This window comes from Klebsiella grimontii, from assembly GCF_042137965.1.
Taxonomy (GTDB): Bacteria; Pseudomonadota; Gammaproteobacteria; order Enterobacterales; family Enterobacteriaceae; genus Klebsiella; species Klebsiella grimontii.
In genome coordinates this window covers 4,677,933-4,698,910 of sequence record NZ_CP169721.1, presented here as the reverse complement: position 1 = coordinate 4,698,910, position 20,978 = coordinate 4,677,933, and the positions used below count along the sequence as shown (strand labels likewise).

At 62.2% G+C, this 20,978-nt stretch carries 20 protein-coding genes; 3 read left to right on the top strand and 17 right to left on the bottom strand.

The window, feature by feature from the left end:
- Positions 1-8 precede the first annotated feature (8 nt).
- The 4 genes from gluQRS to thpR all read right to left on the bottom strand — a co-directional run bounded on the left by gluQRS (position 9) and on the right by thpR (position 2,824).
- On the bottom strand, positions 9-890 hold the full coding sequence (gluQRS, locus tag ACE3MN_RS22055) for a tRNA glutamyl-Q(34) synthetase GluQRS (RefSeq protein ID WP_024360333.1): 882 nt from the start codon (positions 888-890) through the stop codon (positions 9-11).
- Positions 891-951: 61 nt separating this feature from the next.
- The gene (dksA, locus tag ACE3MN_RS22050; RefSeq protein WP_004098689.1) at positions 952-1,407 is read right to left on the bottom strand and encodes an RNA polymerase-binding protein DksA; all 456 of its coding nucleotides are present in this window, start codon (positions 1,405-1,407) and stop codon (positions 952-954) included.
- Positions 1,408-1,571: 164 nt separating this feature from the next.
- Positions 1,572-2,288, bottom strand: coding sequence for a DNA/RNA nuclease SfsA (gene sfsA, locus ACE3MN_RS22045; protein WP_024360334.1), 717 nt, complete (start codon positions 2,286-2,288; stop codon positions 1,572-1,574).
- On the bottom strand, positions 2,288-2,824 hold the full coding sequence (gene thpR / locus ACE3MN_RS22040) for an RNA 2',3'-cyclic phosphodiesterase (RefSeq protein WP_024360335.1): 537 nt from the start codon (positions 2,822-2,824) through the stop codon (positions 2,288-2,290). Before thpR ends, sfsA begins: the two co-directional genes overlap by 1 nt.
- A gap of 72 nt (positions 2,825-2,896) precedes the next feature.
- On the opposite strand from thpR, the gene hrpB reads away from it, so the two are divergent.
- Both hrpB and ACE3MN_RS22030 read left to right on the top strand, forming a co-directional pair.
- The gene (hrpB, locus tag ACE3MN_RS22035; RefSeq protein ID WP_102650222.1) at positions 2,897-5,326 is read left to right on the top strand and encodes an ATP-dependent helicase HrpB; all 2,430 of its coding nucleotides are present in this window, start codon (positions 2,897-2,899) and stop codon (positions 5,324-5,326) included.
- A 108-nt stretch (positions 5,327-5,434) separates the two neighbouring features.
- Positions 5,435-5,638: a hypothetical protein gene (locus tag ACE3MN_RS22030; RefSeq protein WP_142385546.1), complete on the top strand. Its 204-nt coding sequence runs from the start codon at positions 5,435-5,437 to the stop codon at positions 5,636-5,638.
- A 13-nt stretch (positions 5,639-5,651) separates the two neighbouring features.
- Here ACE3MN_RS22030 and ACE3MN_RS22025 read toward each other — a convergent pair whose 3' ends face one another.
- The 13 genes from ACE3MN_RS22025 to gspC are packed head-to-tail and all read right to left on the bottom strand — an operon-like array spanning position 5,652 to position 17,303.
- Positions 5,652-6,482 (bottom strand): A24 family peptidase, encoded by an 831-nt coding sequence (locus ACE3MN_RS22025; protein WP_082237589.1) that lies wholly within the window; start codon positions 6,480-6,482, stop codon positions 5,652-5,654.
- The gene (locus ACE3MN_RS22020; RefSeq protein ID WP_024360338.1) at positions 6,482-7,240 is read right to left on the bottom strand and encodes a type II secretion system protein N; all 759 of its coding nucleotides are present in this window, start codon (positions 7,238-7,240) and stop codon (positions 6,482-6,484) included. Before ACE3MN_RS22020 ends, ACE3MN_RS22025 begins: the two co-directional genes overlap by 1 nt.
- Positions 7,230-7,715: a type II secretion system protein M gene (locus ACE3MN_RS22015; RefSeq protein WP_102650223.1), complete on the bottom strand. Its 486-nt coding sequence runs from the start codon at positions 7,713-7,715 to the stop codon at positions 7,230-7,232. The genes ACE3MN_RS22020 and ACE3MN_RS22015 overlap by 11 nt, the downstream gene beginning before the upstream one ends.
- Positions 7,708-8,904 carry a type II secretion system protein GspL gene (gspL, locus tag ACE3MN_RS22010; protein WP_064342184.1) on the bottom strand — a complete coding sequence of 399 codons (1,197 nt, stop codon included), beginning with the start codon at positions 8,902-8,904 and terminating at the stop codon, positions 7,708-7,710. The genes ACE3MN_RS22015 and gspL overlap by 8 nt, the downstream gene beginning before the upstream one ends.
- Positions 8,897-9,877 (bottom strand): type II secretion system minor pseudopilin GspK, encoded by a 981-nt coding sequence (gene gspK / locus ACE3MN_RS22005; protein WP_102650225.1) that lies wholly within the window; start codon positions 9,875-9,877, stop codon positions 8,897-8,899. The genes gspL and gspK overlap by 8 nt, the downstream gene beginning before the upstream one ends.
- The gene (gene gspJ / locus ACE3MN_RS22000; RefSeq protein WP_024360342.1) at positions 9,874-10,470 is read right to left on the bottom strand and encodes a type II secretion system minor pseudopilin GspJ; all 597 of its coding nucleotides are present in this window, start codon (positions 10,468-10,470) and stop codon (positions 9,874-9,876) included. The genes gspK and gspJ overlap by 4 nt, the downstream gene beginning before the upstream one ends.
- Positions 10,467-10,832 (bottom strand): type II secretion system minor pseudopilin GspI, encoded by a 366-nt coding sequence (gspI, locus tag ACE3MN_RS21995; protein ID WP_024360343.1) that lies wholly within the window; start codon positions 10,830-10,832, stop codon positions 10,467-10,469. The genes gspJ and gspI overlap by 4 nt, the downstream gene beginning before the upstream one ends.
- Positions 10,829-11,341: a type II secretion system minor pseudopilin GspH gene (gspH, locus tag ACE3MN_RS21990; protein ID WP_098140347.1), complete on the bottom strand. Its 513-nt coding sequence runs from the start codon at positions 11,339-11,341 to the stop codon at positions 10,829-10,831. The genes gspI and gspH overlap by 4 nt, the downstream gene beginning before the upstream one ends.
- A complete protein-coding gene (gene gspG, locus ACE3MN_RS21985) occupies positions 11,341-11,763 on the bottom strand; it encodes a type II secretion system major pseudopilin GspG (RefSeq protein WP_004098709.1) in 423 nt (140 codons plus the stop codon). The genes gspH and gspG overlap by 1 nt, the downstream gene beginning before the upstream one ends.
- Before the next feature lie 20 nt (positions 11,764-11,783).
- Complete coding sequence (gspF, locus tag ACE3MN_RS21980) at positions 11,784-12,989, bottom strand: type II secretion system inner membrane protein GspF (RefSeq protein ID WP_102650226.1); 1,206 nt, start codon at positions 12,987-12,989, stop codon at positions 11,784-11,786.
- A 1-nt stretch (position 12,990) separates the two neighbouring features.
- Positions 12,991-14,484: a type II secretion system ATPase GspE gene (gspE, locus tag ACE3MN_RS21975; RefSeq protein ID WP_064411316.1), complete on the bottom strand. Its 1,494-nt coding sequence runs from the start codon at positions 14,482-14,484 to the stop codon at positions 12,991-12,993.
- Positions 14,481-16,463, bottom strand: a complete 1,983-nt coding sequence (gene pulD, locus ACE3MN_RS21970) for a GspD family T2SS secretin variant PulD (protein ID WP_024360346.1) — start codon at positions 16,461-16,463, stop codon at positions 14,481-14,483. Before pulD ends, gspE begins: the two co-directional genes overlap by 4 nt.
- Positions 16,464-17,303 carry a type II secretion system protein GspC gene (gene gspC, locus ACE3MN_RS21965; RefSeq protein ID WP_064362594.1) on the bottom strand — a complete coding sequence of 280 codons (840 nt, stop codon included), beginning with the start codon at positions 17,301-17,303 and terminating at the stop codon, positions 16,464-16,466. It abuts the gene before it with no gap.
- A gap of 353 nt (positions 17,304-17,656) precedes the next feature.
- On the opposite strand from gspC, the gene pulA reads away from it, so the two are divergent.
- Positions 17,657-20,929 (top strand): pullulanase-type alpha-1,6-glucosidase, encoded by a 3,273-nt coding sequence (gene pulA, locus ACE3MN_RS21960; RefSeq protein ID WP_154975742.1) that lies wholly within the window; start codon positions 17,657-17,659, stop codon positions 20,927-20,929.
- Positions 20,930-20,978: the final 49 nt, after the last annotated feature.

Here is a 20,978-nt window from a genome sequence, read left to right as displayed (position 1 = left end):
GCGGCTAATCATAGCTCAGCGGAACGCATTTGAGAATGCTGGATTTGCTCCGGCCGCCAGTTCGCTATCGCGTACTCGAGTAAATCCTCAATACTGAGCGTCTGCCATTCCTGAATGACATCCTGATTAAGAAACGTTAACGCCCGCACAATTTCCGGGCGCGGATCGCCTTCAGACAGCGCCGGAGCGTGGTTTTGCTTCGACAGTTTATTGCCCTGCGCGTTGAGGGCCAGCGGCAAATGGATATAGTCCGGCGCCTGCCAGCCAAAATGCTGATAAAGCGATATTTGCCGCACCGTCGGCTCGATAAGATCGGCGCCGCGGACGATTTCGCTGACGCCCTGAAAATGATCGTCCACTACCACCGCCAAATTATAGGCGAACAGCCCATCGCGGCGGTGGATAATGAAATCTTCCCGCGCCAGCGGCTCATCGGCGACGATCGTGCCGCGCAGTCGGTCATAAAATTCGAGGACCGGACGCGTTTGCCGCAGACGCAGAGCGGCGTTTTCCGCGCCGAGGCGTAAATCGCGGCAGTGGCCGTCGTAAATACCGCCAATGCCGTGGATGCGCGCGCGGGTGCAGGTGCAGTAATAGCAGAGGTCCTGCTCGCGCAGCCAGGCGAGGTGCTCGCGATAGGCTTCGTGGCGTTTTGACTGCCAGAGTACCTCTCCGTCCCAGTGCAGGCCGTAGCGTTCTAATTGACGAAGAATGGTGTCCGCGGCGCCGGGAACTTCCCGCGGCGGATCGATATCTTCAATGCGCACGCGCCAGATACCGTTCTGAGCCCGAGCCTGCAGATAGCTGCCAAGCGCGGCAATCAATGAACCGAAGTGGAGTTCGCCGGAAGGTGAGGGAGCAAAGCGCCCGATGTAGTGTGAATCTTTCATGATATGACTAAAGCATCAGGGCGGGAGAAAGCTCCCGCCAGAGATGTGCCAGCGAAGTGAATTAGCCTGCCATCTGTTTTTCGCGAATTTCCGCCAGCGTTTTGCAATCAATGCACAGGTCAGCGGTCGGACGCGCTTCCAGACGACGGATACCAATCTCGACGCCACAGGATTCACAGAAGCCGAAATCTTCGTCTTCGACTTTTTTCAGCGTTTTCTCGATCTTTTTGATCAATTTACGTTCGCGGTCGCGGTTACGCAGCTCCAGGCTGAACTCTTCTTCCTGAGCGGCACGGTCTACCGGGTCCGGGAAGTTAGCAGCTTCATCCTGCATATGCGTTACGGTGCGATCCACTTCATCCCTAAGTTGATTACGCCACGCTTCAAGAATGCGCTTGAAGTGCGCCAGCTGGGCTTCGTTCATATACTCTTCGCCCGGCTTCACTTGGTACGGCTCCACCCCAGCGATGGAGAGAATACTCAGGGACGATGTTTTACGGTTTTGCCCTTCTTGCATGTTGCTTCTCCTTAACACGCACTATCGATCCCCGTGTTGGGGGAAAAATCAGGCCGCTATAAATAGCAGATGCTTTTCCGGATAGCAATTATCTAAACGTTACACTTGACAACCCTGTGAGGAAAAGCGTATTTGCGCTCGCGACCCGAATACTATTTAGCCGTTTATTTACCGGGGGTTAACACCACGGTAATCGGCTTATTCAGAGTCATCATCTCGGTAGAAAGTTCCGCCTTGTACGCGAGAATTTCCACCCCCTTGTTTTGCGCCTCAATCAATAGCTGTGCGTATCTGGCATCAATATGATGCGCGGGTGAGAAACGGTCGATCGCCGAGTGCAGCACGGCGAACAAAATCACCGCCCGATCGCCCGCTGCCGCCACGCTCATCAGCTCCCGCAGGTGCTTCTGGCCGCGTTCGGTAACCGCATCGGGGAAGTAACCGTATTCCTTTTCCGCCAACGTAACCGATTTCACTTCAATATAGCAGTTTTGTTGGTCATCTGCTTGTAACAGAATATCAATGCGGCTGTTTTCATCACCATACTTCACTTCGCTTTTCAGCGTGTTATAGCCCAAAAGCTCGGGAATATTTCCCGCCAGAATCGCCTCTTTCGCCAACGTGTTAGCACGTAGAGTATTAACACAAATTGTCGCACCTTCTACGGTTTCGGTTATTTCCCACGTGTGGGCATATTTGCGTTTAGGATTATCTGAAGTGGAATACCAGACGGTATCGCCCGGCGCGGCGCAGCCGGTCATGGCGCCGGTGTTGGGACAGTGCAGGGTCAGCTCGCGACCGTCGGGGGTGATCACATCCGCGAGAAACCGTTTGTAACGTTTAATGAGGGTGGCGGACCGTAGCGGGGGAGTAAACAGCATCAGCTTTCCTTGTCGAAAGGGTAACGTTCCAGCGCCTTGTAGCGGGTGCGGCCGCGGCTAAAGCTGGATTCGTAGAGTACAAATTCGTTGACCGCAAACGCCCAGCGAAATCCGGGCGGCGGAATAGCCACCGCGTGGCGCGCGTCGCGCAGCAGGGTGATATGCGGATGAAACGGCTGCGGGCTCTGATAGCAGCCGCTGCGGGCGGCCTGGGCGCGCAGCATATTCGCTAATTGCAGAACTCCGCGCGGCGGCTGACGAGTGCCCAGCCACACCACTCGCGAACGCAGCCACTGCCCGGCATCGTCAAGGGTCAGGGTAAAGCCCGGCTGGCGAATTCGTTCGGCCATCGCTGACAGCGCCCGCTGCTTATCCGCGCTCACTTCGCCAAGAAACGCCAGCGTCAGATGGAGGTTTGCCGCCGTCACCGGTCGACCCGCATCTTCGGGAAAGCTGGCGGCGCGCCAGTGAACGATCTGCCGCTGAACTTCTGCGGGAAGTTCAAGGGCGAAAAACAGCCTTTTCGGCTCGGACATGATAGAGACTCGGTAATGAATTACCGGGATGCTACAATGCTTGCCCGCAAATGTTAACCTCCGGAGCGCTTCGTGTCCTCATTGCCGGTTGCCGCCGTCCTCCCTGAACTTCTTTCTGCTCTGCGGCATGCGCCGCAGGTTCTGCTTAATGCGCCAACCGGCGCCGGGAAATCCACCTGGCTGCCGTTGCAAATCCTCGCGCAGGGTAAAATTAACGGGCGCATTATCCTGCTGGAGCCGCGGCGGCTGGCGGCGCGTAACGTGGCGCAGCGGCTGGCGGAACTGCTGGGGGAGAAGCCCGGCGAGACCGTGGGCTACCGCATGCGCGCCGAGACCTGCGTCGGGCCGAACACGCGCCTCGAAGTGGTGACGGAAGGTATTTTGACGCGGATGATCCAGCGCGACCCGGAGCTGAGCGGCGTGGGGCTGGCGATCCTCGATGAGTTCCACGAGCGCAGCCTGCAGGCGGATCTGGCGCTGGCGCTGCTGCTCGACGTCCAGCAGGGGCTACGCGACGATCTCAAGCTGCTGATTATGTCGGCGACGCTTGATAATGAGCGCCTGCAGCGTCTGCTGCCGGAGGCGCCGGTTATCGTTTCCGAAGGGCGCGCGTTTCCGGTTGAGCGGCGTTTTCAGCCGCTGGCGACCCATCAGCGTTTTGACGAGGCGGTGGCGATTGCCGCCGCGGAACTGCTGCGTAGCGAAAACGGTTCAATGCTGCTGTTTCTGCCCGGCGTTGGCGAGATCCAACGGGTACAGGAGCGGCTGGCGGAGCGGGTGGCGAGCGATGTTGTGCTGTGCCCGCTGTACGGCGCGCTGCCGCTGAGTGAGCAGCGCAAGGCGATACTGCCTGCGCCCGTCGGGATGCGCAAGGTGGTGCTGGCGACCAATATCGCCGAAACCAGTCTGACTATTGAGGGGATTCGTCTGGTGGTAGATAGCGCCCAGGAGCGCGTCGCCCGCTTTGACGCCCGCACCGGGCTTACCCGCCTGGTCACGCAGCGCATCAGCCAGGCCTCAATGACCCAGCGCGCCGGACGCGCCGGGCGTCTGGAACCGGGGATCTGTCTGCATCTGCTCGCTAAAGAGCAGGCCGAGCGCGCGGCGGCGCAGGGCGATCCGGAAATCCTGCAAAGCGACCTGTCTTCACTGTTGCTGGAGTTGTTGCAGTGGGGATGCCAGGACCCGGCGCAGCTTAGCTGGCTGGATCTGCCGCCTGCGGTTAATCTGGCGGCGGCCCGGCGTCTGCTCACCGACCTTTCTGCGCTGGAAGGCGAGCGGCTGTCGTCGCACGGGCGCAAAATGGCGGCGTTGGGCAACGATCCGCGTCTGGCGGCGATGCTGACCGCGGCGGAGGATGCCGATGGCGCCGCCACGGCGGCTAAGCTGGCGGCGATCCTGGAAGAGCCGCCGCGCGGCGGCAATAGCGATCTTAGCGCGGCGTTTGCCCGTCAGCAGGGCAACTGGCAGCAGCGGGCGCAGCAGCTGATGAAAAGGCTGACGGTGCGCGGCGGTCAGCCCGACGCCGACAGAATCGCGGCGCTGCTGGCCTCCGCTTTTGCCGACCGTATCGCCCATCGTCGCGGCCAGGAGGGGCGCTATCAGCTGGCCAACGGAATGGGGGCGATGCTCGACGCCGACGATGCGCTGGGCCGCCACGAGTGGCTGATCGCGCCGCTGCTGCTGCAGGGAAGTTCATCGCCGGATGCGCGGATCCTGCTGGCGCTGCCGGTAGAGATTAACGCGCTGATTGAGCGGTGTCCGGCGCTGGTCCAGCGCTCCGATATCGTCGAGTGGGATGAGACGTTAGGCACGCTGAAGGCCTGGCGGCGTACCTGTATCGGACGGCTGGTGATTAAAACTCAACCGCTGGCGAAGCCGTCGGAAGAGGAGCTGCATCAGGCGATGCTCAACGGCATCCGCGAAAAGGGGCTGAGCGTGCTCAACTGGACGCCGGAGGCGGAGCAGCTGCGTCTGCGCCTGCACTGCGCGGCGCAGTGGCTGCCGGAGGAGGCGTGGCCAGCCGTTGATGAGGCATCGCTGCTGGCATCGCTTGAGCAGTGGCTGTTACCGCAGATGACGGGCGTCCATTCTCTGCGCGCGCTGAAGGCGCTGGATGTGCGTCAGGCGCTGCAAAACTGGCTGCCGTGGCCGCTGCGCCAGAAGCTGGACAGCGAGCTACCCACGCACTATACGGTGCCGACCGGTAGCCGCATCGCGATTCGTTATCACGATGATAACCCTCCGGCGCTGGCGGTGCGGATGCAGGAGATGTTTGGCGAGGCGACGACCCCGACTATCGCCCAGGGGCGGGTGCCGCTGGTGCTGGAGCTACTGTCGCCGGCGCAGCGCCCGCTGCAGATCACCCGCGATTTAGGCGCATTCTGGCAGGGGAGCTACCGCGAGGTGCAAAAAGAGATGAAAGGGCGCTATCCGAAGCACGTCTGGCCGGACGATCCGGCCAATACCGCCCCGACCCGGCGCACCAAAAAATATTCGTAACCGGTTATTTTCCCGGAGGCGGTGCTACGCACCTGGCCGGGCTACCGGTCCGCAGACGGCGGGGAACCCGTAGCCCCGGTAAGGCGTCAGCCGCCACCGGGGGGGAGTATGCGAAGCCTCGGTAGGAACGGCTTCCCGGAGGCGGTGCTGGCGCACCTGTCCGGGCTACCGGTCCGCAGACGGCGGGGAACCCGTAGCCCCGGTAAGGCGTCAGCCGCCACCGGGGAGAGTATGCGAAGCCTCGGTGGGTACGGCTTCCCGGAGGCGGTGCTGGCGCACCTGTCCGGGCTACCGGTCCGCAGACGGCAGTGAACCCGTAGCCCGGTCAGCGCAGCGCCACCGGGAAGATGGGGGGGTAAATTTGGCTCCACAAAAAGATGCCGCCGCCCGCCAGCGCCAGCCAGGGCCCGAAGGCCAAAGGCTGCTGGAGCGACTGCCGGATTATCAGGCGCTGCAGCAGCGTCCAGACCAGGCCGCTGGCGGAAGCCAGCAGCAGCGTCTGCGGCAGCGGCTGCCAGCCGAGCCACGCGCCGAGCGCCGCCAGCAGCTTAAAATCGCCGTAGCCCAGCGCCTCTTTACCAGTCAGCAGGCGGAATACCCAGTACACCGACCACAGCGATAAATACCCGGCCATCGCGCCCACGACCGCCTCCGCCAGCGGCACGTAAGTCGCGCTAAGATTGAACAACAGCCCGGCCCACATCAGCGGTAGCGTCAGCCCGTCCGGCAGCAGCTGCGTTTGCGCGTCGATGGCGGCGAGGATCAGCAGCAGCGACAATAAAATCAACCCGCCCAGCAGCGGCACGCCCGGCGCCATCAGGTATCCCGCCAGCACAAACAGCGCGCCGGTCGCCAGCTCCATCAGGGGATAGCGAGGCGAGATCGGCTGCCCGCAGCAGCGCGAACGCCCCTTAAGAAACAGGAAGCCCAGCAGCGGAATATTGTCCCGCCAGGCGATGGGCTCACGGCACTGCGGACAGAACGACGCGGGAAAACAGAGATTGATTCCCTCTGCCTGCTCCATCATCAGCGGCAGACGGTGGATAACGACGTTAAAAAAGCTGCCGAACGCCAGTCCGGACAGGAATAAAAAGCTGCCCCAGAGAAACGGGTATTGCGCGGCGAACTCGGGTAATAACGCGATGTTTTCGACCATTATTTTTTCTCCTCGGATAGCCACTCTCCTTGCCACCGCCACGGTATGCGTCCCTGCTCATCTTTACGGCCGTTTTGCGCGACCAGCAGCGTCAGCAGCGCCGGGGCCGCCTGACGAGGTTGCAGCGTACCGTTAAACGTATAGCGCCCGTCGGGCGCCAGAACGCCCTGTCCAGCGAGGCTAAGCTGATGGGAGTCCTGGGTCAGGGCGACAGCCAGCGCACCCGCCGGGGTACAGCTTAATTTGCCGTTGACCTGGGCCAGTTCGAGCAACCCGGCGGGGGAGCTGAGCGCCGCATCTTGCCACTGCACGGCGCTCGCGGCTATCCGCCGGCAGCCGTTGGCGTTAAAGCTGGCCTCCGGCAGCGTCAGCGCCAGCTGGCCGCGGGCTTCCAGCGGCATACCCAGCGCCAGCCGCTGGCTGATTAAACGGGCCGGAATCACGAGCCGTCCCTCGCGCACCACAAACTCGTTCAGGCCGTGCAGCCAGGCCTGGCCGCGCAGGCCGGAGGGATCGTTAAAACGGATATGCCAGCCGGGAAGCCAGGTCGAGAAGCCAAACTCCCAGCGTAAATAGGCTAATTCAACGCCGCGCCAGCTGGCCTGAAGGGCTTCTCCCTTCCACAGGGTGCCCGACGTTTGCGCGAGCCGCGCGCCGTCCGGCAGCGCCAGGGCCAGCAGACGCGCCGGCGCGCTGAGCAGCAGCCAGAAGAGATAGATCGCCGCCAGCAGCAGGCCGATAGTGAGTCTATTTTTCATCGCTGCGCTCCAGCACCAGCGTATTGACGGTCACCCAGCCGGGCTGCTGCGCTACGGCGGTCACCGCCAGGGTGGCGGTGGTCATCCCCGCCTGCCCCAGCGCGTCCAGCCATGCCATCAGCGCCTGGAAATCGGCGGGCTGCACGGTAAGGCTCAGGCGGGAGCCCTGCGGCTGCAGGCGAACGATGGTGAGACCGTGACGGGCGGTTTCGCGCATAATCACCGTCGAGGGTTCTTCCGGCGCGGTGGGCGGCTTCTGATTGCGAAGCTGACGGAGAAGGGGCGTCTGCTGGCGCATCCACTGCAGGCTGGCCTGCTCCCTGGCCAGCGTTTGCCGCCACTGCGCCTCGCGGTTTTGCCACGGCTGCCATAACGTGTAATAGACCAGGCCGATGAGCAGTACCACGGCCATCCCCAGCAGCAGACGCCGTTCGCGGCGCGTACGCTGTTGCCATAAGGCGAGCAGGTTATGCATCGTTCCCCTCCAGCGTCAGGCGCCCTTCAATACCGTCGGCGCGCGGCTTCATCTCGCCGGTCTGCACGCGAAACCTCGCCCGCGCCCGCTGGCTGAACTGCTCCAGGGCCTGCGAGGAAACGGCGGATATCTCCAGCTGCAGCGCGTTGCGCGCGGCGTCAAAGCTCAACGTCCGCAGGCGGATGCCCGGCGTGTCGTCGATGATTTGCTGCAGCGCGCCGAGCCGCGAGATAAGCGCCGGCCGGGCGCCCGCGTTTTTCATCTGCCGCAGATGCTGCTGCATTTGCAGGCGCGGGTTGACGACGTTCTTTTCCGTTTTGAACCACTGGCGGTAAAAATCACGGCTGGCCTGCACGGCGGCGTCGGCCTGCTGTCCCAGCATGAGATGATCGTGGAGGCAATTACTGCTCCACAGCAGCAGTAGCGCCAGCGCCGCGACGATTACCGGGCGCCAGCGTCGTGGCGTCGGCTGCCGGCGGCGTTTTGCGGCAAAATCGCCCTGGCGTAAGCAGATTCTGCGCGCATCGGGATTGGCCGCCGCCAGCTGCAGCAGATCCTGCGCCGGGAGAGGCTGCCACGGCGCGGCGATATCCGGCGGCGGCGAGTAGCAGGCGATGGGCGCGAGGTCTTGCCAGTGGGTCAGCAGCTGGTCGAGCCATACGGTTTCCACCGCCATTCCGCCCCACGTATCACAGCGAAACAGCCACTGCTCGCCGCAGCGTACGGCGCTCCAGCCGGTGGGACTGTGCGGCAGCGCCAGGACATCCGGCGTCAGGGCCAGTACGCTCAGCCCGAGGCTCTCGCACCAGGCCTGCCAGGCGCGCATCTTTTCCCGCCCGACCACCGCCACGGCGCAGTCGGTTTTGTGCTGGTGGAGCAAGGCAAAGTGGCTCTCCTCAACCTCCGTCGCCAGCTGTTCTTCGAGTAAAAACCCCAGCGCCTGCTGCGGTCTTCTGCGCGCCCCGGCGGGCAGAGCGACGCGATGAAATGCGCAATCGCTGGCGGGCACCAGTACCCAGGCCGGATGGCGCTGCGCCAGTAGGCTGAGCGTCGGATCGCCAGCGTCAGGATGCCACTCGCCAGTCTGCGCCGTGTCGCCCGGCGCGGCCAGCCGCCATATCGCCGTCGCGGCATCGGGATTGAGGCGAATAATCAGCACGGCGGCGGAAGAGGTATGGTGGTTATTCATCGGCTATCCAGTAGATTCCGTAGCGCCGCTGGACGACGCCGAAGGTACGCCCCTGCTTTTGCAGGAGGCTGCGTTGCTGATAGCGGGCGTTGCCCATCACTACGCTGAAGGTGGCGATAAAACGCTCGCTGTGAACCGCCAGCCACGGGCGCGCGGCGGCGGTATCGGTTTTTTGTAATGCCGGCTGCGACAGGAAGGCGGCGACGCTGCTCCAGCCGGTGGCCGCGCGGGCCTGCAGCAGCTGCCGGGCTTCGACGAGGGTGAGTTCAGCGGGGAACAGCGCCGCCAGCAGCGCGGCCCGATCGGGCTGCAGGGTATTGACGTTCACCTGCAGCGTCTCGTCCGCCAGGGCGCAGACGTAGGGCAGCAGGCGCTGATAGAGCGCGGCGTCCATCCCGGCCAGCAGACGCAGCTCGCTGACGTCCTGCAGCGGCTGATTGCCGGTCAGATAGCCGGGGGATTGCGCCATATAGACCTCGTCTTCCGCGCCGTTCAGCAGCGGCTGGCGATCGTCATCGACCCAGTCGCGCAGGGCGGCAGTGAGCTGTAAGGCGCGCAGCGGCTCGCTGCCGAGGTTTTCCAGCAGGCGGGTAAAGATCTGTGCGGGGTAAGGTACTGCGGCGCTTTCGTCGTCGCCGCGCTGGTTAATGGCGTTGAGGTTGAAGCAGGCCTGAGCGTCGGTAATTGTGGCGTAGATCTCGCCGTCATTGACCGTGAAGCGGCGCCCCTGCTGGGCCCAGTTCTGCGCCAGGTGGGTCTGGTTCGGAGAGTCGAGCGCGTCGCGTTGCAGCAGCGCCGCCGCCAGGGTTTCCGCCCCCAGCGCGTACCATTTGGCCTGCAGGTGATCGAGGGTGGTGGCGGTCTGCTGGTACATCCGGGCGCTGCGCTCGGTCATGGCGCTCGCCAGCACCATCATCAGGGCGAGGATCAGCAGCACCATGAGCAGGGCGACGCCGCGCTGGCGGTGGTTCATCGGCTGTCTCCCGGCGTAAGCAGAAACAGCCGGCGGATCTCGCCGTACGGCTCCAGCGTCAGGGTGACTTCCAGCCCCTGCGGCAGCGTCTGCGCCTGCTGCCATTCGTCCTGCCAGCGGCCGCTGGCGTAAAAACGCAGGCCAAACGCCCGCACGTCGCGCAGCACAATAGTCACCGTTGGCTGGCTACCGGGCAGCGGGTCCTGCTGGTCGTAGTTCAGACGTTCCAGCTGGCTGCCGCGCAGGCGGTAGCTGACGTTCTGAATTTCCGAACGCGGCAGGAGCCCCAAAGGATTGGGCCAGCCGTTGCGGCTAAAGGCGATGGCCCCGTCATCGCTGCCGAGCTGAAAGCGCCCGGCAAAAAACAGGCTTGCGCTGTCGCGGCTGCGGCGGGGAATGATTTGGCTAAAGTCCGCCGCCATCTGGCTGAACGTTTGCTGTAACGCCTGCATGCGCCCGCTCTTATCGCGGGTGAGCGTATCGGCGCGCATCACGTTTTGCAGCACCGTGACCGCGGCGACGCTGAGCGCGGCGAGAATGGCCAGCGCCAGCAGCATTTCGACGAGGGTAAAGCCGCTTGAGCGCCGGATCATGGCGATGTCACGTAGGTGCGCAGCGAAGAGACGGGCGTCTTATCGCTTTTGGCGTGGCGAACCTCGACGTCCAGCGCCCGCAGCTGAGGCAGATCGGTCTCCACCCCCTGCCAGCGAATGTGCCAGCTGACGCCTGCCGCCTGCAGCGTGGTTTCCGACCAGCTCAGCGCGGGCCAGCGGTTTTCCAGCCGGAGCTGTACCAGTTGATTGTCCGCCAGCCAGCTAGCGAGGGTTTTCTCCTCCATGCGTCCCAGCTGGCGGGTTTGCTGGAGCGTCGCCTGCATCACCGCCAGCCCGGCGAGAGCGAAGACCACCAGGGCGACCATGACTTCAATCAGCGTCATACCGGACTGCTTTTTCATTGCGCCTCCTGCGGTTCGGGCAGGCTTTCGCCGCGGGCGTTAAACGCGATACCCGGCGCCTCGCCGAGGGTCAGCCGGAACGGCGTCATCTCGCCGCCGGGAAAGATCAGCACATCGGGATTGTCGCCCGGCGTCCAGGCTTCGCCCTGCGCCAAAGCGAGGTTCAGCTTGCCTCCGGCGATGCTGCCCGAAGTGGCGACGCGTCCGGCGCGCAGCGGCAGCCAGCGATAGCCGCTCCAGCCGTCGTCGGCGGGGGCCGGATCGGCGCCATCGCGGGCCTCCAGAACCAGAAACTGCCAGCGGTCTGGGTGCACCGAGACGCCAAAGAACTGGCCGGTTTGCAGCCCGCGCTGCTGGACAAAGCGCAGCTGCGCTTCAAAGCGCGCCAGCGTCTGCGCCGCGCTATCGTCGCGCGAGGCGGGGAAAGCCAGCAGCACCATGCCCGCGCTGACCCCCATCAGCAGCAAAATGAGCATCATCTCCAGCAACGTAAAGCCGCGCTGTCGCACTATTTCTTCCCGATCGTCCAGTTGCCGATATCGTCATTGCTCTCCGGCACGCCGTCCGGCCCGAGGCTGAAAATATCCACCTGACCATGCTGGCCGGGGCTCAGCAGCTGGTAATCGCTGCCCCAGGGGTCCTGCGGCAGACGGCGGATATAGCCGCCTTCGGGATAGTTGCGCGCGTGCGGCTCGGCGGATGGCGCGCTGACCAGCGCCTGCAGCCCCTGCTCGGTGGTGGGATAGCGGCTGTTGTCCAGTTTGTACATGTCCAGCGCGCCCTCGAGCGCCACAAGATCGCTGACCACTTTTTGCCGGTCGGCCTTTTCCTTGTTGCCCATCAGGTTGGGCACCACGAGGCTGGCGAGCACGCCGAGGATAACAATCACCACCATGATTTCCAGTAAGGTGAATCCGCGCTGTCGTTGCATATTTTTCTCCATTAGAACAATCACATACTCATCAAGGTATTGAGCTGCAGTATCGGCTGCAGGATGGCGAGGACGATAAACAGCACCATGCCGGCCATCGCCACCACCAGCAGGGGTTCAAACAGGCTGAGGGCCAGCTGAATTTGTGCGCTCAGATCCCGGTCCTGGTTGTCCGCCGCGCGCTCCAGCATGCTGTTGAGCTCGCCGCTCCGTTCGCCGCTGGCGACCATGTAGCGCATCATCGGCGGGAAAAGCTGGGTCATTTCGAGCGCGCGATGCAGGCTCACGCCTTCGCGCACCGCGTCGCTGGCGGCTTCCAGCTGGCGCTTCGCCCAGGCGTTGCTCAACACATCCGCGCTGATGCGCATCGCCAGCAGCAGCGGAACGGCGCTGGCGTTGAGGATGCTCAGGGTGCGGGCGTAGCGGGCGCTGTTAACGCTGCGCGCGACCCGGCCAATTAACGGCAGGCGCAGCAGCAGCCTGTGCCAGGCCAGCCGCTTTGCCGGCTGCCGCAGCAGGTAGCGCAGCAGGAGAATGAGGAGCAAAATCGCCAGCAGCAGCCACGGCCCGGCGGCGCGCAGCATATCGCTCATCGCCATCAGCAGGCGGGTGGAAAACGGCAGCGCCTGCTTAAGGTGGATAAACTGCTCGACGACCTTCGGCACCACCGTCGACAGCAGAATGACGATCACGCTGACCGCCACCAGGGTCAGCACGATGGGGTAAATCATCGCCTGCAGCAGGCGGGCGCGCAGCTGCTGGCGCTGCTCGGTGTAGTCCGCCAGCCGGTTCAGCACGCCGTCGAGGTGGCCTGAAGCTTCTCCGGCGGCGACCATCGCGCAGTAGAGCGCGTCAAAGCAGCCCGGGTAGCCGCGTATCGCTTCCGCCAGCGAATGGCCTTCCAGCACTTTGCCGCGCACGCCGGCGATCAGCGTTTTCAGCTGCGGTTTTTCACTCTGCTGGGCCACCGCGTCGAGCGCTTTTTCCAGCGGGATCGCGGCGGCGACCAGCGTCGCCAGCTGGCGGGTGACGAGGGCGAGATCGCGGGCGCTGGTGCGGCGCATAAAGCGCGATGGTCTGCCGCCGCTGGCTGCCGGGTCGATGTCCAGCGCCAGCCAGCCCTTTTCCCGCAGCAGCTGGCGCGCGTGGCGGGCGGAGTCCGCCTGCTGGACGCCGCGCCGGGGTTTGCCCTGTTCGTCGAGGGCCTGGTAACGAAACAGCGCCATTTCAGGAAGCCTCCGCGATCGGCTGCTCGGTGACCCTTAGCACCTCTTGCCAACTGGTGATCCCAGCCAGCGCCTTTTCCCGCCCGGCGCGGCGCAGGGTCATATAATCCGTCCCCAGCTGTTGGATCAGCGTCACCTCATTTTCGCCGCGGTGGATAGCCATGCGTACGCGATCGTCCACCAGCAGCAGTTCATGGATGCCGGTGCGTCCGCGATAGCCGGTAAAACCGCACTCGGCGCAGCCCCGGGGCTGCCAGAGTGCCGTGCCGGGGGCGATCTCCATCTGGTGGGCGGCGTCGGCGTTTGCCGGTTCCTGCTGGCGACAATGTGGGCAGAGCCGGCGCACCAGCCGCTGCGACATCACCGCCAGCAGCGAGGTGGAGAGCAGAAAAGGCTCCACGCCCATATCCTGCAGGCGCGAGATGGCCCCCAGCGCGCTGTTGGTGTGCAGCGTCGAAAGCACCAGATGGCCGGTTAGCGAGGCCTGAACGGCGATTTGCGCCGTCTCGCCGTCGCGGATTTCGCCCACCAGCACCACGTCAGGGTCCTGGCGCAAAATGGCGCGCAGCCCGCGGGCAAAGGTCATGTCGACTTTCGCGTTAACCTGGGTCTGACCGATGCCCTCCAGCTCATATTCGATGGGGTCTTCAATGGTCATGATGTTGCGCTCGCGCGCGTCGAGGCGGCTCAGCGCGGCGTAGAGGGTGGTGCTTTTTCCCGAACCGGTCGGCCCGGTCACCAGCACGATGCCGTGCGGGCGGGCGATCAGCCCATCCACCTGCCGCAGCAGGGCGGGAGTCATCCCGAGGGTCAGCAGGTCGAGATTGACGCTATTTTTGTCGAGCAGACGCAGCACCACGCGCTCGCCGTAGCTCGACGGCAGGGTAGAGACGCGCACGTCGACGGCGCGTCCGCCAATGCGCAGCGCCATGCGCCCGTCCTGCGGAATGCGCTTTTCGGCGATATCCAGGCTCGCCATCACCTTAATGCGCGAAATCAGCAGTGCGGCGAGTCGGCGCTGGGGGCGCAGGATTTCGCGCAGGACGCCGTCGACGCGAAAGCGAATTTGCAGGTGGCGCTCATAGGTTTCGATATGAATATCCGAGGCTTTCTCTTTGATGGCCTCGGTGAGCATGGCGTTAATCAGGCGGATAATCGGCGCGTCGTCTTCGCTGTCCAGCAAGTCGTCGGTGTCCGGCAGCTCTTCGGCAAGGGTATACAGATCCAGCTCGTTGCCGATATCGGCCATCATGCGCCGGGCCTCGGCGGAGTCGCGCTGATAGCTCAGCACCAGCAGCTTTTCGAACGCCTCTTCTTCCAGCCGCTCGAGGCGGAACGGCATCGCGGCGACCCGGCGGGCTTCCAGCAGCGCCTGCGGCGCGGTAGCGGCGAGGCAGAAAACCTCGCAGCTTTCGCCGCTGCTCAGGAGCATCACGCTGTGCGCGCGGGCGTAGCCGAAGGGGAGCAGCGGGCGTCGTTCAGCGGCGGGGGTCATAGATTGCCTCCCAGATTGAACGCGTCGATAGCGGCGCTGACCTGACGGAACGCGGCGGTATCCTGGCGCGGGTAGATCTCCAGCAGATCCTGATTCAGCATCGCGTCGTTGTTCTCTTTGCCGCGCTGTTTGCTCTGGGCGTCGTTAAAAGCGGTGTACTGCCCGGATGAGGCCTGGCGGTACTCGTCGCGGTCGCGGATCACCGTCGGGCGGATAAACAGCATCAGGTTGCGCTTGGAGACCTTTTTGCTGGTGGAACGGAACAACGCGCCAATGACCGGAATATCGCCGAGCAGCGGCACTTTGTCGGCGGTGTCGGAGACGCTTTTATCCAGCAGGCCGCCGACGACCACCGTTTCGCCGCTGCCGACCAGCACCGCGTTATTGACCGTACGGGTATTGAAGGTCGCGCCGAGATCCGAACTGGTGCTGGAGGCGGCGTCCGCCACGCTGGAGACCTCCTGTTCGATCTCCAGCAGGACCGAATCGCCTTCGTTGATTTGCGGCTTCACCTTTAGCTTGATGCCGACGGTTTTGCGCTCGACGGTATTGAAGATGTTATCGCCGGAGGTGGTTTGCGAGCCGGTGAGTACCGGGACCTCCTGGCCGACGTTAAAGGTGGCTTCCATGTTGTCGAGGGTAACGATGCTCGGCGTGGCGAGAATATCGTTCTTGGTGCTGCTGGAGAGGGCGGTTAACAGCATCGCCCAGTTGCCCTGGTAGAAGCCGGCGGCAATACCATTGAAGGAGCTTAAGGCGCTGGCCAGCGAGCTGCTGACGGTGCCGTCTTTGTTGTACTGGTTGGCCCCGGCGATAGCGGTGGATATCGGCAGGCCGCTATTGGTGAACTGGGTCATCCCGGCGTTTTTATTGGCCCACTGGATGCCGAGGTTCAGGCCGTCAGCGTCCTGCACTTCGGCGATAATCGCCTCGACCAGCACCTGCGGGCGGCGGATATCAAGTTGGGCGATTACCCGCTCAAGGTCGTTCATTACGTCCGGTGCGGCGGTGACAATCAGGGCGTTGGTCTGGCCGTGCGCTTTGATAATGATATTTTTATCCAGCGCCGCCACCGGCTTCGCGGCCTGCTTTTCGCTCTGCATCGTGCTGCTGATACCGGTCAGCACTTCGACCAGGTCGGAGGCTTTAGCGTATTTCAGGTAGATGACTTTGGTATTGCCCTGGGTCGCCTGCTGGCGGTCGAGCTGCTTAATCATGGCGATGATCCGCTGGCGGGAGTTCGGCTCGCCGCTGACCAGCACCGCGTTGGTGCGTTCATCGGCCACCACGTTGGCGACCATCGAGCCGGGCAGCGCCGATTTGCTGGTGTCCTTGTTGAGTTCGGTCACCAGCTTGACCACATCGGCGGCGGAGGCCCAGGACAGCGGAACGGTCACTACGCTGCGGTCTCCGGCGTTATCGACGCGTTCGACAATGGTTAGCAGGCGCTTGATGACCGCCGCGCGGCCGGTCATCAGCAGGACGTTGGAGGGTTCATAGTGCACCACGCTGCCCGCGCCAGCGTTATCGTTAAGCTGGCGCAGCAGCGGCGCCAGATCGCGGGCGGCGACGTTGGTCAGGGGCACGACGCGGGTGACGACCTCATCGCCAATACCCGGCGCGGCATCGCTCGCCACCGGCACCGCGGCGGTTTTCGCGTCTTTCGAACGCACCACTTTCAGGACGCCGTTATTCATATTAATTACGGCGAAACCGTAGACATCAAGGACGCTGAGGAAGAACTGATAATATTGCTCTTCGTTGAGCATATCGTAGCTGCGCACGGTAATGGTGCCGCGCACGCTGGGATCGATAATGACCGTTTTATTCAGGTTTTTACTCACCGTATTGATAAATTCCTGAATATCGGTGCCCTTGAAGCTGGCGGAAAACTCTTCCGCCGCGGCCGGTCTGAATAACAGCGCGGCGAATATCAGCAGCGTCAAGGAAAATGAGCGGATAACGTTGGCGATGATCAATTATTCATCCCTCAGGGCTAGATAAATATCGTTTTTCTGGCCGTCGCGTTCAACGGTAAGGGTTATTTCAGTTAATTCCGGCAGCTGGGCTAATACCTGGCGGGCCTGCTCTTTATCGCGTAAATCCAGACCGTTGAGGGCTATCGCCAGATCGTTTTCCCGGAGACCCGACTGGCGAAATAGCGCCGGGTCTTTGCCCGGGTTCAGGCGATATCCGCTGAGTTTGTCGTTAACCATGACCGGCGAAATATTGAGGTAATGAAGAATATTTTGCGGCTGCGCGCGGAGCTCCTGCGCCAATTGGCGGGCTGGCGGCGCGGCGCTATTTTTGCCGACGGCGGGCGGGTCGTTAAACAGCGGGATAGCCTCATTTCTGCCGCGGTAATTAACAATCAGGCGGTCGGGGGAAATGGCGATGATTTTCGCCTCTCCGCCCGGCGTATTATCGCCAATACCGAGGCTAACCTGTTGATTCCCTTTCATCATGATAGCGATGGCGCGGGACGGGTCGGTGCTGGCGAGCAGGCCGGTAACGCGCAGTCTGAGCGCCGAAACGGGCGCCTGGTCGAGGTTGCCGCCGGGCGCGGAGGCGGAGGTTTTCTCCGCAAGGCCAAACAGCGTAAAGCGCGGCAGCGCCGTTTCCGCGGAGGTGGCTGCGGGCGACGTCATATCGGCAGAGCTCAATGCGTTATCCGTAAAGTTTACCGGGAGAATTATTTTCCAGGTTAATTGCGCGAGCTGCTGGCAGATAAAAAATAATATGATGGAGGTCACAATATGAGGCGCGTAATTAATTATTTTTTTATTTGGTATTGTTAATCTCATCACGGAATTATGCATTTTTATTCCTTTGCTCATTCTATTTCCCTCAGCAAAAGGTACCGCCCTACCGATATGGGTGGGGCATTTTTTATTTTTGAGCGTGCTTATTGCGGGAATCTGCGTAGGTCGCTGCGAATCATAAAGAGTTTGGCTATTGCGGTCGTCATTCCCTTTTTATTTTTTCTCCTCCGGCCGCCTACGCCCCCGGAGGAGGAGTGAATGGATGATTGAACCTAAGAGAGCAAGAATATCTAATTATCGACGCTTTAAAGATATGCTCGTCATTTCTTCATGGGGCTTAAGTGCGCCAGGAATAGTTTCGCGTATATAACACTTCATATAATTTAATCAGCATGTATAGGGACTATCGAATGCTCAGATATACCCGTAATGCCCTGGTTCTGGGATCGCTGGTTTTACTTAGCGGCTGCGATAACGGATCCTCTTCTTCTTCCTCTGGAAATCCCGACACTCCTGATAATCAGGATGTGGTTGTACGTTTACCTGACGTTGCGGTGCCCGGCGAAGCGGTCACGGCGGTAGAAAACCAGGCGGTCATCCACCTGGTGGATATTGCCGGGATCACCAGCAGTAGCGCGGCGGACTACAGCAGCAAAAACCTCTATCTCTGGAACAATGAAACCTGCGACGCGCTGAGCGCGCCGGTGGCCGACTGGAATGACGTCAGCACCACGCCGAGCGGCAGCGATAAATATGGCCCGTACTGGGTGATCCCGCTCAACAAAGAGAGCGGTTGTATCAACGTCATCGTTCGTGACGGCACCGATAAGCTGATCGATAGCGACCTGCGGGTGTCGTTTGGCGACTTCACCGATCGTACGGTATCGGTGATCGCCGGTAACAGCGCGGTCTATGACTCCCGCGCCGACGCCTTCCGCGCCGCTTTTGGCGTCGCGCTGGCCGAAGCCCACTGGGTCGACAAAAATACGCTGCTGTGGCCGGGCGGGCAGGATAAGCCCATCGTGCGCCTCTACTACAGCCACAGCAGTAAAGTGGCGGCCGACGGCGAAGGCAAATTTACCGACCGCTACCTGAAGCTGACGCCGACTACCGTCAGCCAGCAGGTCAGCATGCGCTTCCCGCACCTTTCCAGCTATGCGGCCTTTAAGCTGCCGGACAACGCCAACGTTGACGAGCTGCTGCAGGGCGAAACGGTCGCCATTGCCGCCGCAGAGGACGGGATCCTGATTTCCGCCACCCAGGTGCAGACGGCGGGCGTCCTGGATGACGCCTATGCCGAAGCGGCGGAAGCCCTGAGCTACGGCGCGCAGCTGGCCGACGGCGGCGTCACCTTCCGCGTTTGGGCGCCGACTGCCCAGCAGGTGGATGTGGTGGTCTACAGCGCCGATAAGAAAGTCATTGGCAGCCATCCTATGACCCGCGACAGCGCTTCCGGCGCGTGGTCATGGCAGGGCGGCAGCGATCTGAAAGGCGCGTTCTACCGCTATGCGATGACGGTTTATCACCCGCAGTCGCGTAAGGTTGAACAGTACGAAGTCACCGACCCGTATGCGCATAGCCTGTCGACCAACTCGGAGTACAGCCAGGTGGTCGATCTCAACGACAGCGCCCTGAAGCCTGACGGCTGGGACAACCTGACGATGCCGCACGCCCAGAAGACGAAAGCGGATTTAGCGAAGATGACGATCCATGAATCGCATATTCGCGATCTCTCCGCCTGGGACCAGACCGTTCCGGCCGAACTGCGCGGTAAATACCTTGCGCTGACCGCCGGCGACAGCAATATGGTGCAGCATCTGAAGACGCTCTCCGCTTCAGGTGTGACGCACGTTGAGCTGCTGCCGGTCTTCGATCTGGCGACGGTGAACGAGTTCAGCGACAAGGTCGCCGATATTCAGCAACCGTTCAGTCGCCTGTGTGAAGTGAACAGCGCGGTGAAAAGCAGCGAGTTCGCCGGATACTGCGACAGCGGCTCCACGGTGGAAGAGGTACTGAATCAGCTTAAGCAGAGCGATAGCCAGGATAATCCGCAGGTGCAGGCGCTGAATACGCTGGTGGCGCAGACCGACTCCTACAACTGGGGCTACGATCCGTTCCACTACACGGTTCCGGAAGGATCCTACGCGACCGATCCGGAAGGCACGACGCGCATCAAAGAGTTCCGCACCATGATTCAGGCGATCAAGCAGGATCTGGGGATGAACGTCATTATGGACGTGGTCTACAACCACACCAACGCCGCGGGTCCGACCGATCGCACGTCGGTACTGGATAAGATCGTACCCTGGTACTATCAGCGTCTGAATGAAACCACCGGCAGCGTCGAATCCGCCACCTGCTGTTCCGACTCCGCGCCGGAGCATCGGATGTTCGCCAAGCTGATCGCCGACTCGCTGGCGGTATGGACCACCGATTATAAAATCGATGGTTTCCGCTTCGACCTGATGGGCTATCACCCGAAAGCGCAAATTCTGTCGGCGTGGGAGCGCATTAAGGCCCTGAACCCGGATATCTACTTCTTCGGCGAAGGCTGGGACTCTAACCAGAGCGATCGTTTTGAAATCGCCTCGCAGATCAACCTGAAAGGTACCGGTATCGGCACGTTCTCCGATCGCCTGCGCGATTCCGTGCGCGGCGGCGGCCCGTTCGATTCCGGCGATGCGCTGCGTCAGAACCAGGGCATCGGCAGCGGCGCGGGCGTGTTGCCAAACGAACTCGCCAGCCTGAGCGATGACCAGGTCCGCCATCTGGCCGATCTGACCCGTCTGGGGATGGCCGGTAACCTCGCTGACTTTGTGATGATCGACAAAGACGGCGCGGCGAAGAAAGGCAGCGAAATTGACTATAACGGCGCGCCTGGCGGCTACGCCGCAGACCCGACGGAAGTCGTCAACTATGTTTCGAAACACGACAACCAGACGCTGTGGGACATGATCAGCTACAAAGCGTCCCAGGAAGCCGATCTGGCGACCCGCGTTCGCATGCAGGCCGTTTCGCTGGCGACGGTGATGCTGGGGCAGGGGATCGCGTTCGATCAGCAGGGCTCTGAACTGCTGCGTTCGAAATCCTTTACCCGCGACTCCTACGACTCCGGCGACTGGTTCAACCGCGTGGATTATTCCCTGCAGGATAATAACTACAACGTTGGTATGCCGCGCATCAGCGATGACGGCAGCAACTATGAGGTGATTACTCGCGTCAAAGAGATGGTTGCCACCCCGGGCGAAGCGGAGCTGAAGCAGATGACCGCGTTCTACCAGGAGCTGACCGAGCTGCGGAAATCCTCGCCGTTGTTCACATTGGGCGATGGCAGCGCGGTAATGAAGCGCGTTGATTTCCGTAATACCGGTTCCGACCAACAGGCCGGTCTGCTGGTGATGACCGTGGATGACGGGATGAAAGCGGGCGCCAGCCTGGATAGCCGCCTTGACGGTCTGGTGGTGGCGATTAACGCCGCGCCGGAAAGCCGCACGCTGAATGAGTTTGCCGGTGAAACGCTGCAGCTGAGCGCGATCCAGCAGACGGCGGGCGAAAACTCGCTGGCAAACGGCGTGCAGATTGCCGCTGATGGCACCGTCACTCTGCCGGCCTGGTCCGTTGCGGTGCTGGAACTGCCGCAGGGCGAAGCCCAGGGCGCCGGGCTGCCGGTAAGCAGTAAGTAAAACCTTAACCTCCCGGCCCGCGGCGTCAAAACCCCGGGCCGGGATGGCG

Coding starts and splice junctions, on each gene's coding strand:
- gluQRS (WP_024360333.1), bottom strand. CDS start 890: ATGAAAGATTCACACTACATCGGGCGCTTTGCTCCCTCACCTTCCGGC.
- dksA (WP_004098689.1), bottom strand. CDS start 1,407: ATGCAAGAAGGGCAAAACCGTAAAACATCGTCCCTGAGTATTCTCTCC.
- sfsA (WP_024360334.1), bottom strand. CDS start 2,288: ATGCTGTTTACTCCCCCGCTACGGTCCGCCACCCTCATTAAACGTTAC.
- thpR (WP_024360335.1), bottom strand. CDS start 2,824: ATGTCCGAGCCGAAAAGGCTGTTTTTCGCCCTTGAACTTCCCGCAGAA.
- ACE3MN_RS22030 (WP_142385546.1), top strand. CDS start 5,435: ATGCGAAGCCTCGGTAGGAACGGCTTCCCGGAGGCGGTGCTGGCGCAC.
- ACE3MN_RS22025 (WP_082237589.1), bottom strand. CDS start 6,482: ATGGTCGAAAACATCGCGTTATTACCCGAGTTCGCCGCGCAATACCCG.
- ACE3MN_RS22020 (WP_024360338.1), bottom strand. CDS start 7,240: ATGAAAAATAGACTCACTATCGGCCTGCTGCTGGCGGCGATCTATCTC.
- ACE3MN_RS22015 (WP_102650223.1), bottom strand. CDS start 7,715: ATGCATAACCTGCTCGCCTTATGGCAACAGCGTACGCGCCGCGAACGG.
- gspL (WP_064342184.1), bottom strand. CDS start 8,904: ATGAATAACCACCATACCTCTTCCGCCGCCGTGCTGATTATTCGCCTC.
- gspK (WP_102650225.1), bottom strand. CDS start 9,877: ATGAACCACCGCCAGCGCGGCGTCGCCCTGCTCATGGTGCTGCTGATC.
- gspJ (WP_024360342.1), bottom strand. CDS start 10,470: ATGATCCGGCGCTCAAGCGGCTTTACCCTCGTCGAAATGCTGCTGGCG.
- gspI (WP_024360343.1), bottom strand. CDS start 10,832: ATGAAAAAGCAGTCCGGTATGACGCTGATTGAAGTCATGGTCGCCCTG.
- gspG (WP_004098709.1), bottom strand. CDS start 11,763: ATGCAACGACAGCGCGGATTCACCTTACTGGAAATCATGGTGGTGATT.
- gspF (WP_102650226.1), bottom strand. CDS start 12,989: ATGGCGCTGTTTCGTTACCAGGCCCTCGACGAACAGGGCAAACCCCGG.
- gspE (WP_064411316.1), bottom strand. CDS start 14,484: ATGACCCCCGCCGCTGAACGACGCCCGCTGCTCCCCTTCGGCTACGCC.
- gspC (WP_064362594.1), bottom strand. CDS start 17,303: ATGCATAATTCCGTGATGAGATTAACAATACCAAATAAAAAAATAATT.
- pulA (WP_154975742.1), top strand. CDS start 17,657: ATGCTCAGATATACCCGTAATGCCCTGGTTCTGGGATCGCTGGTTTTA.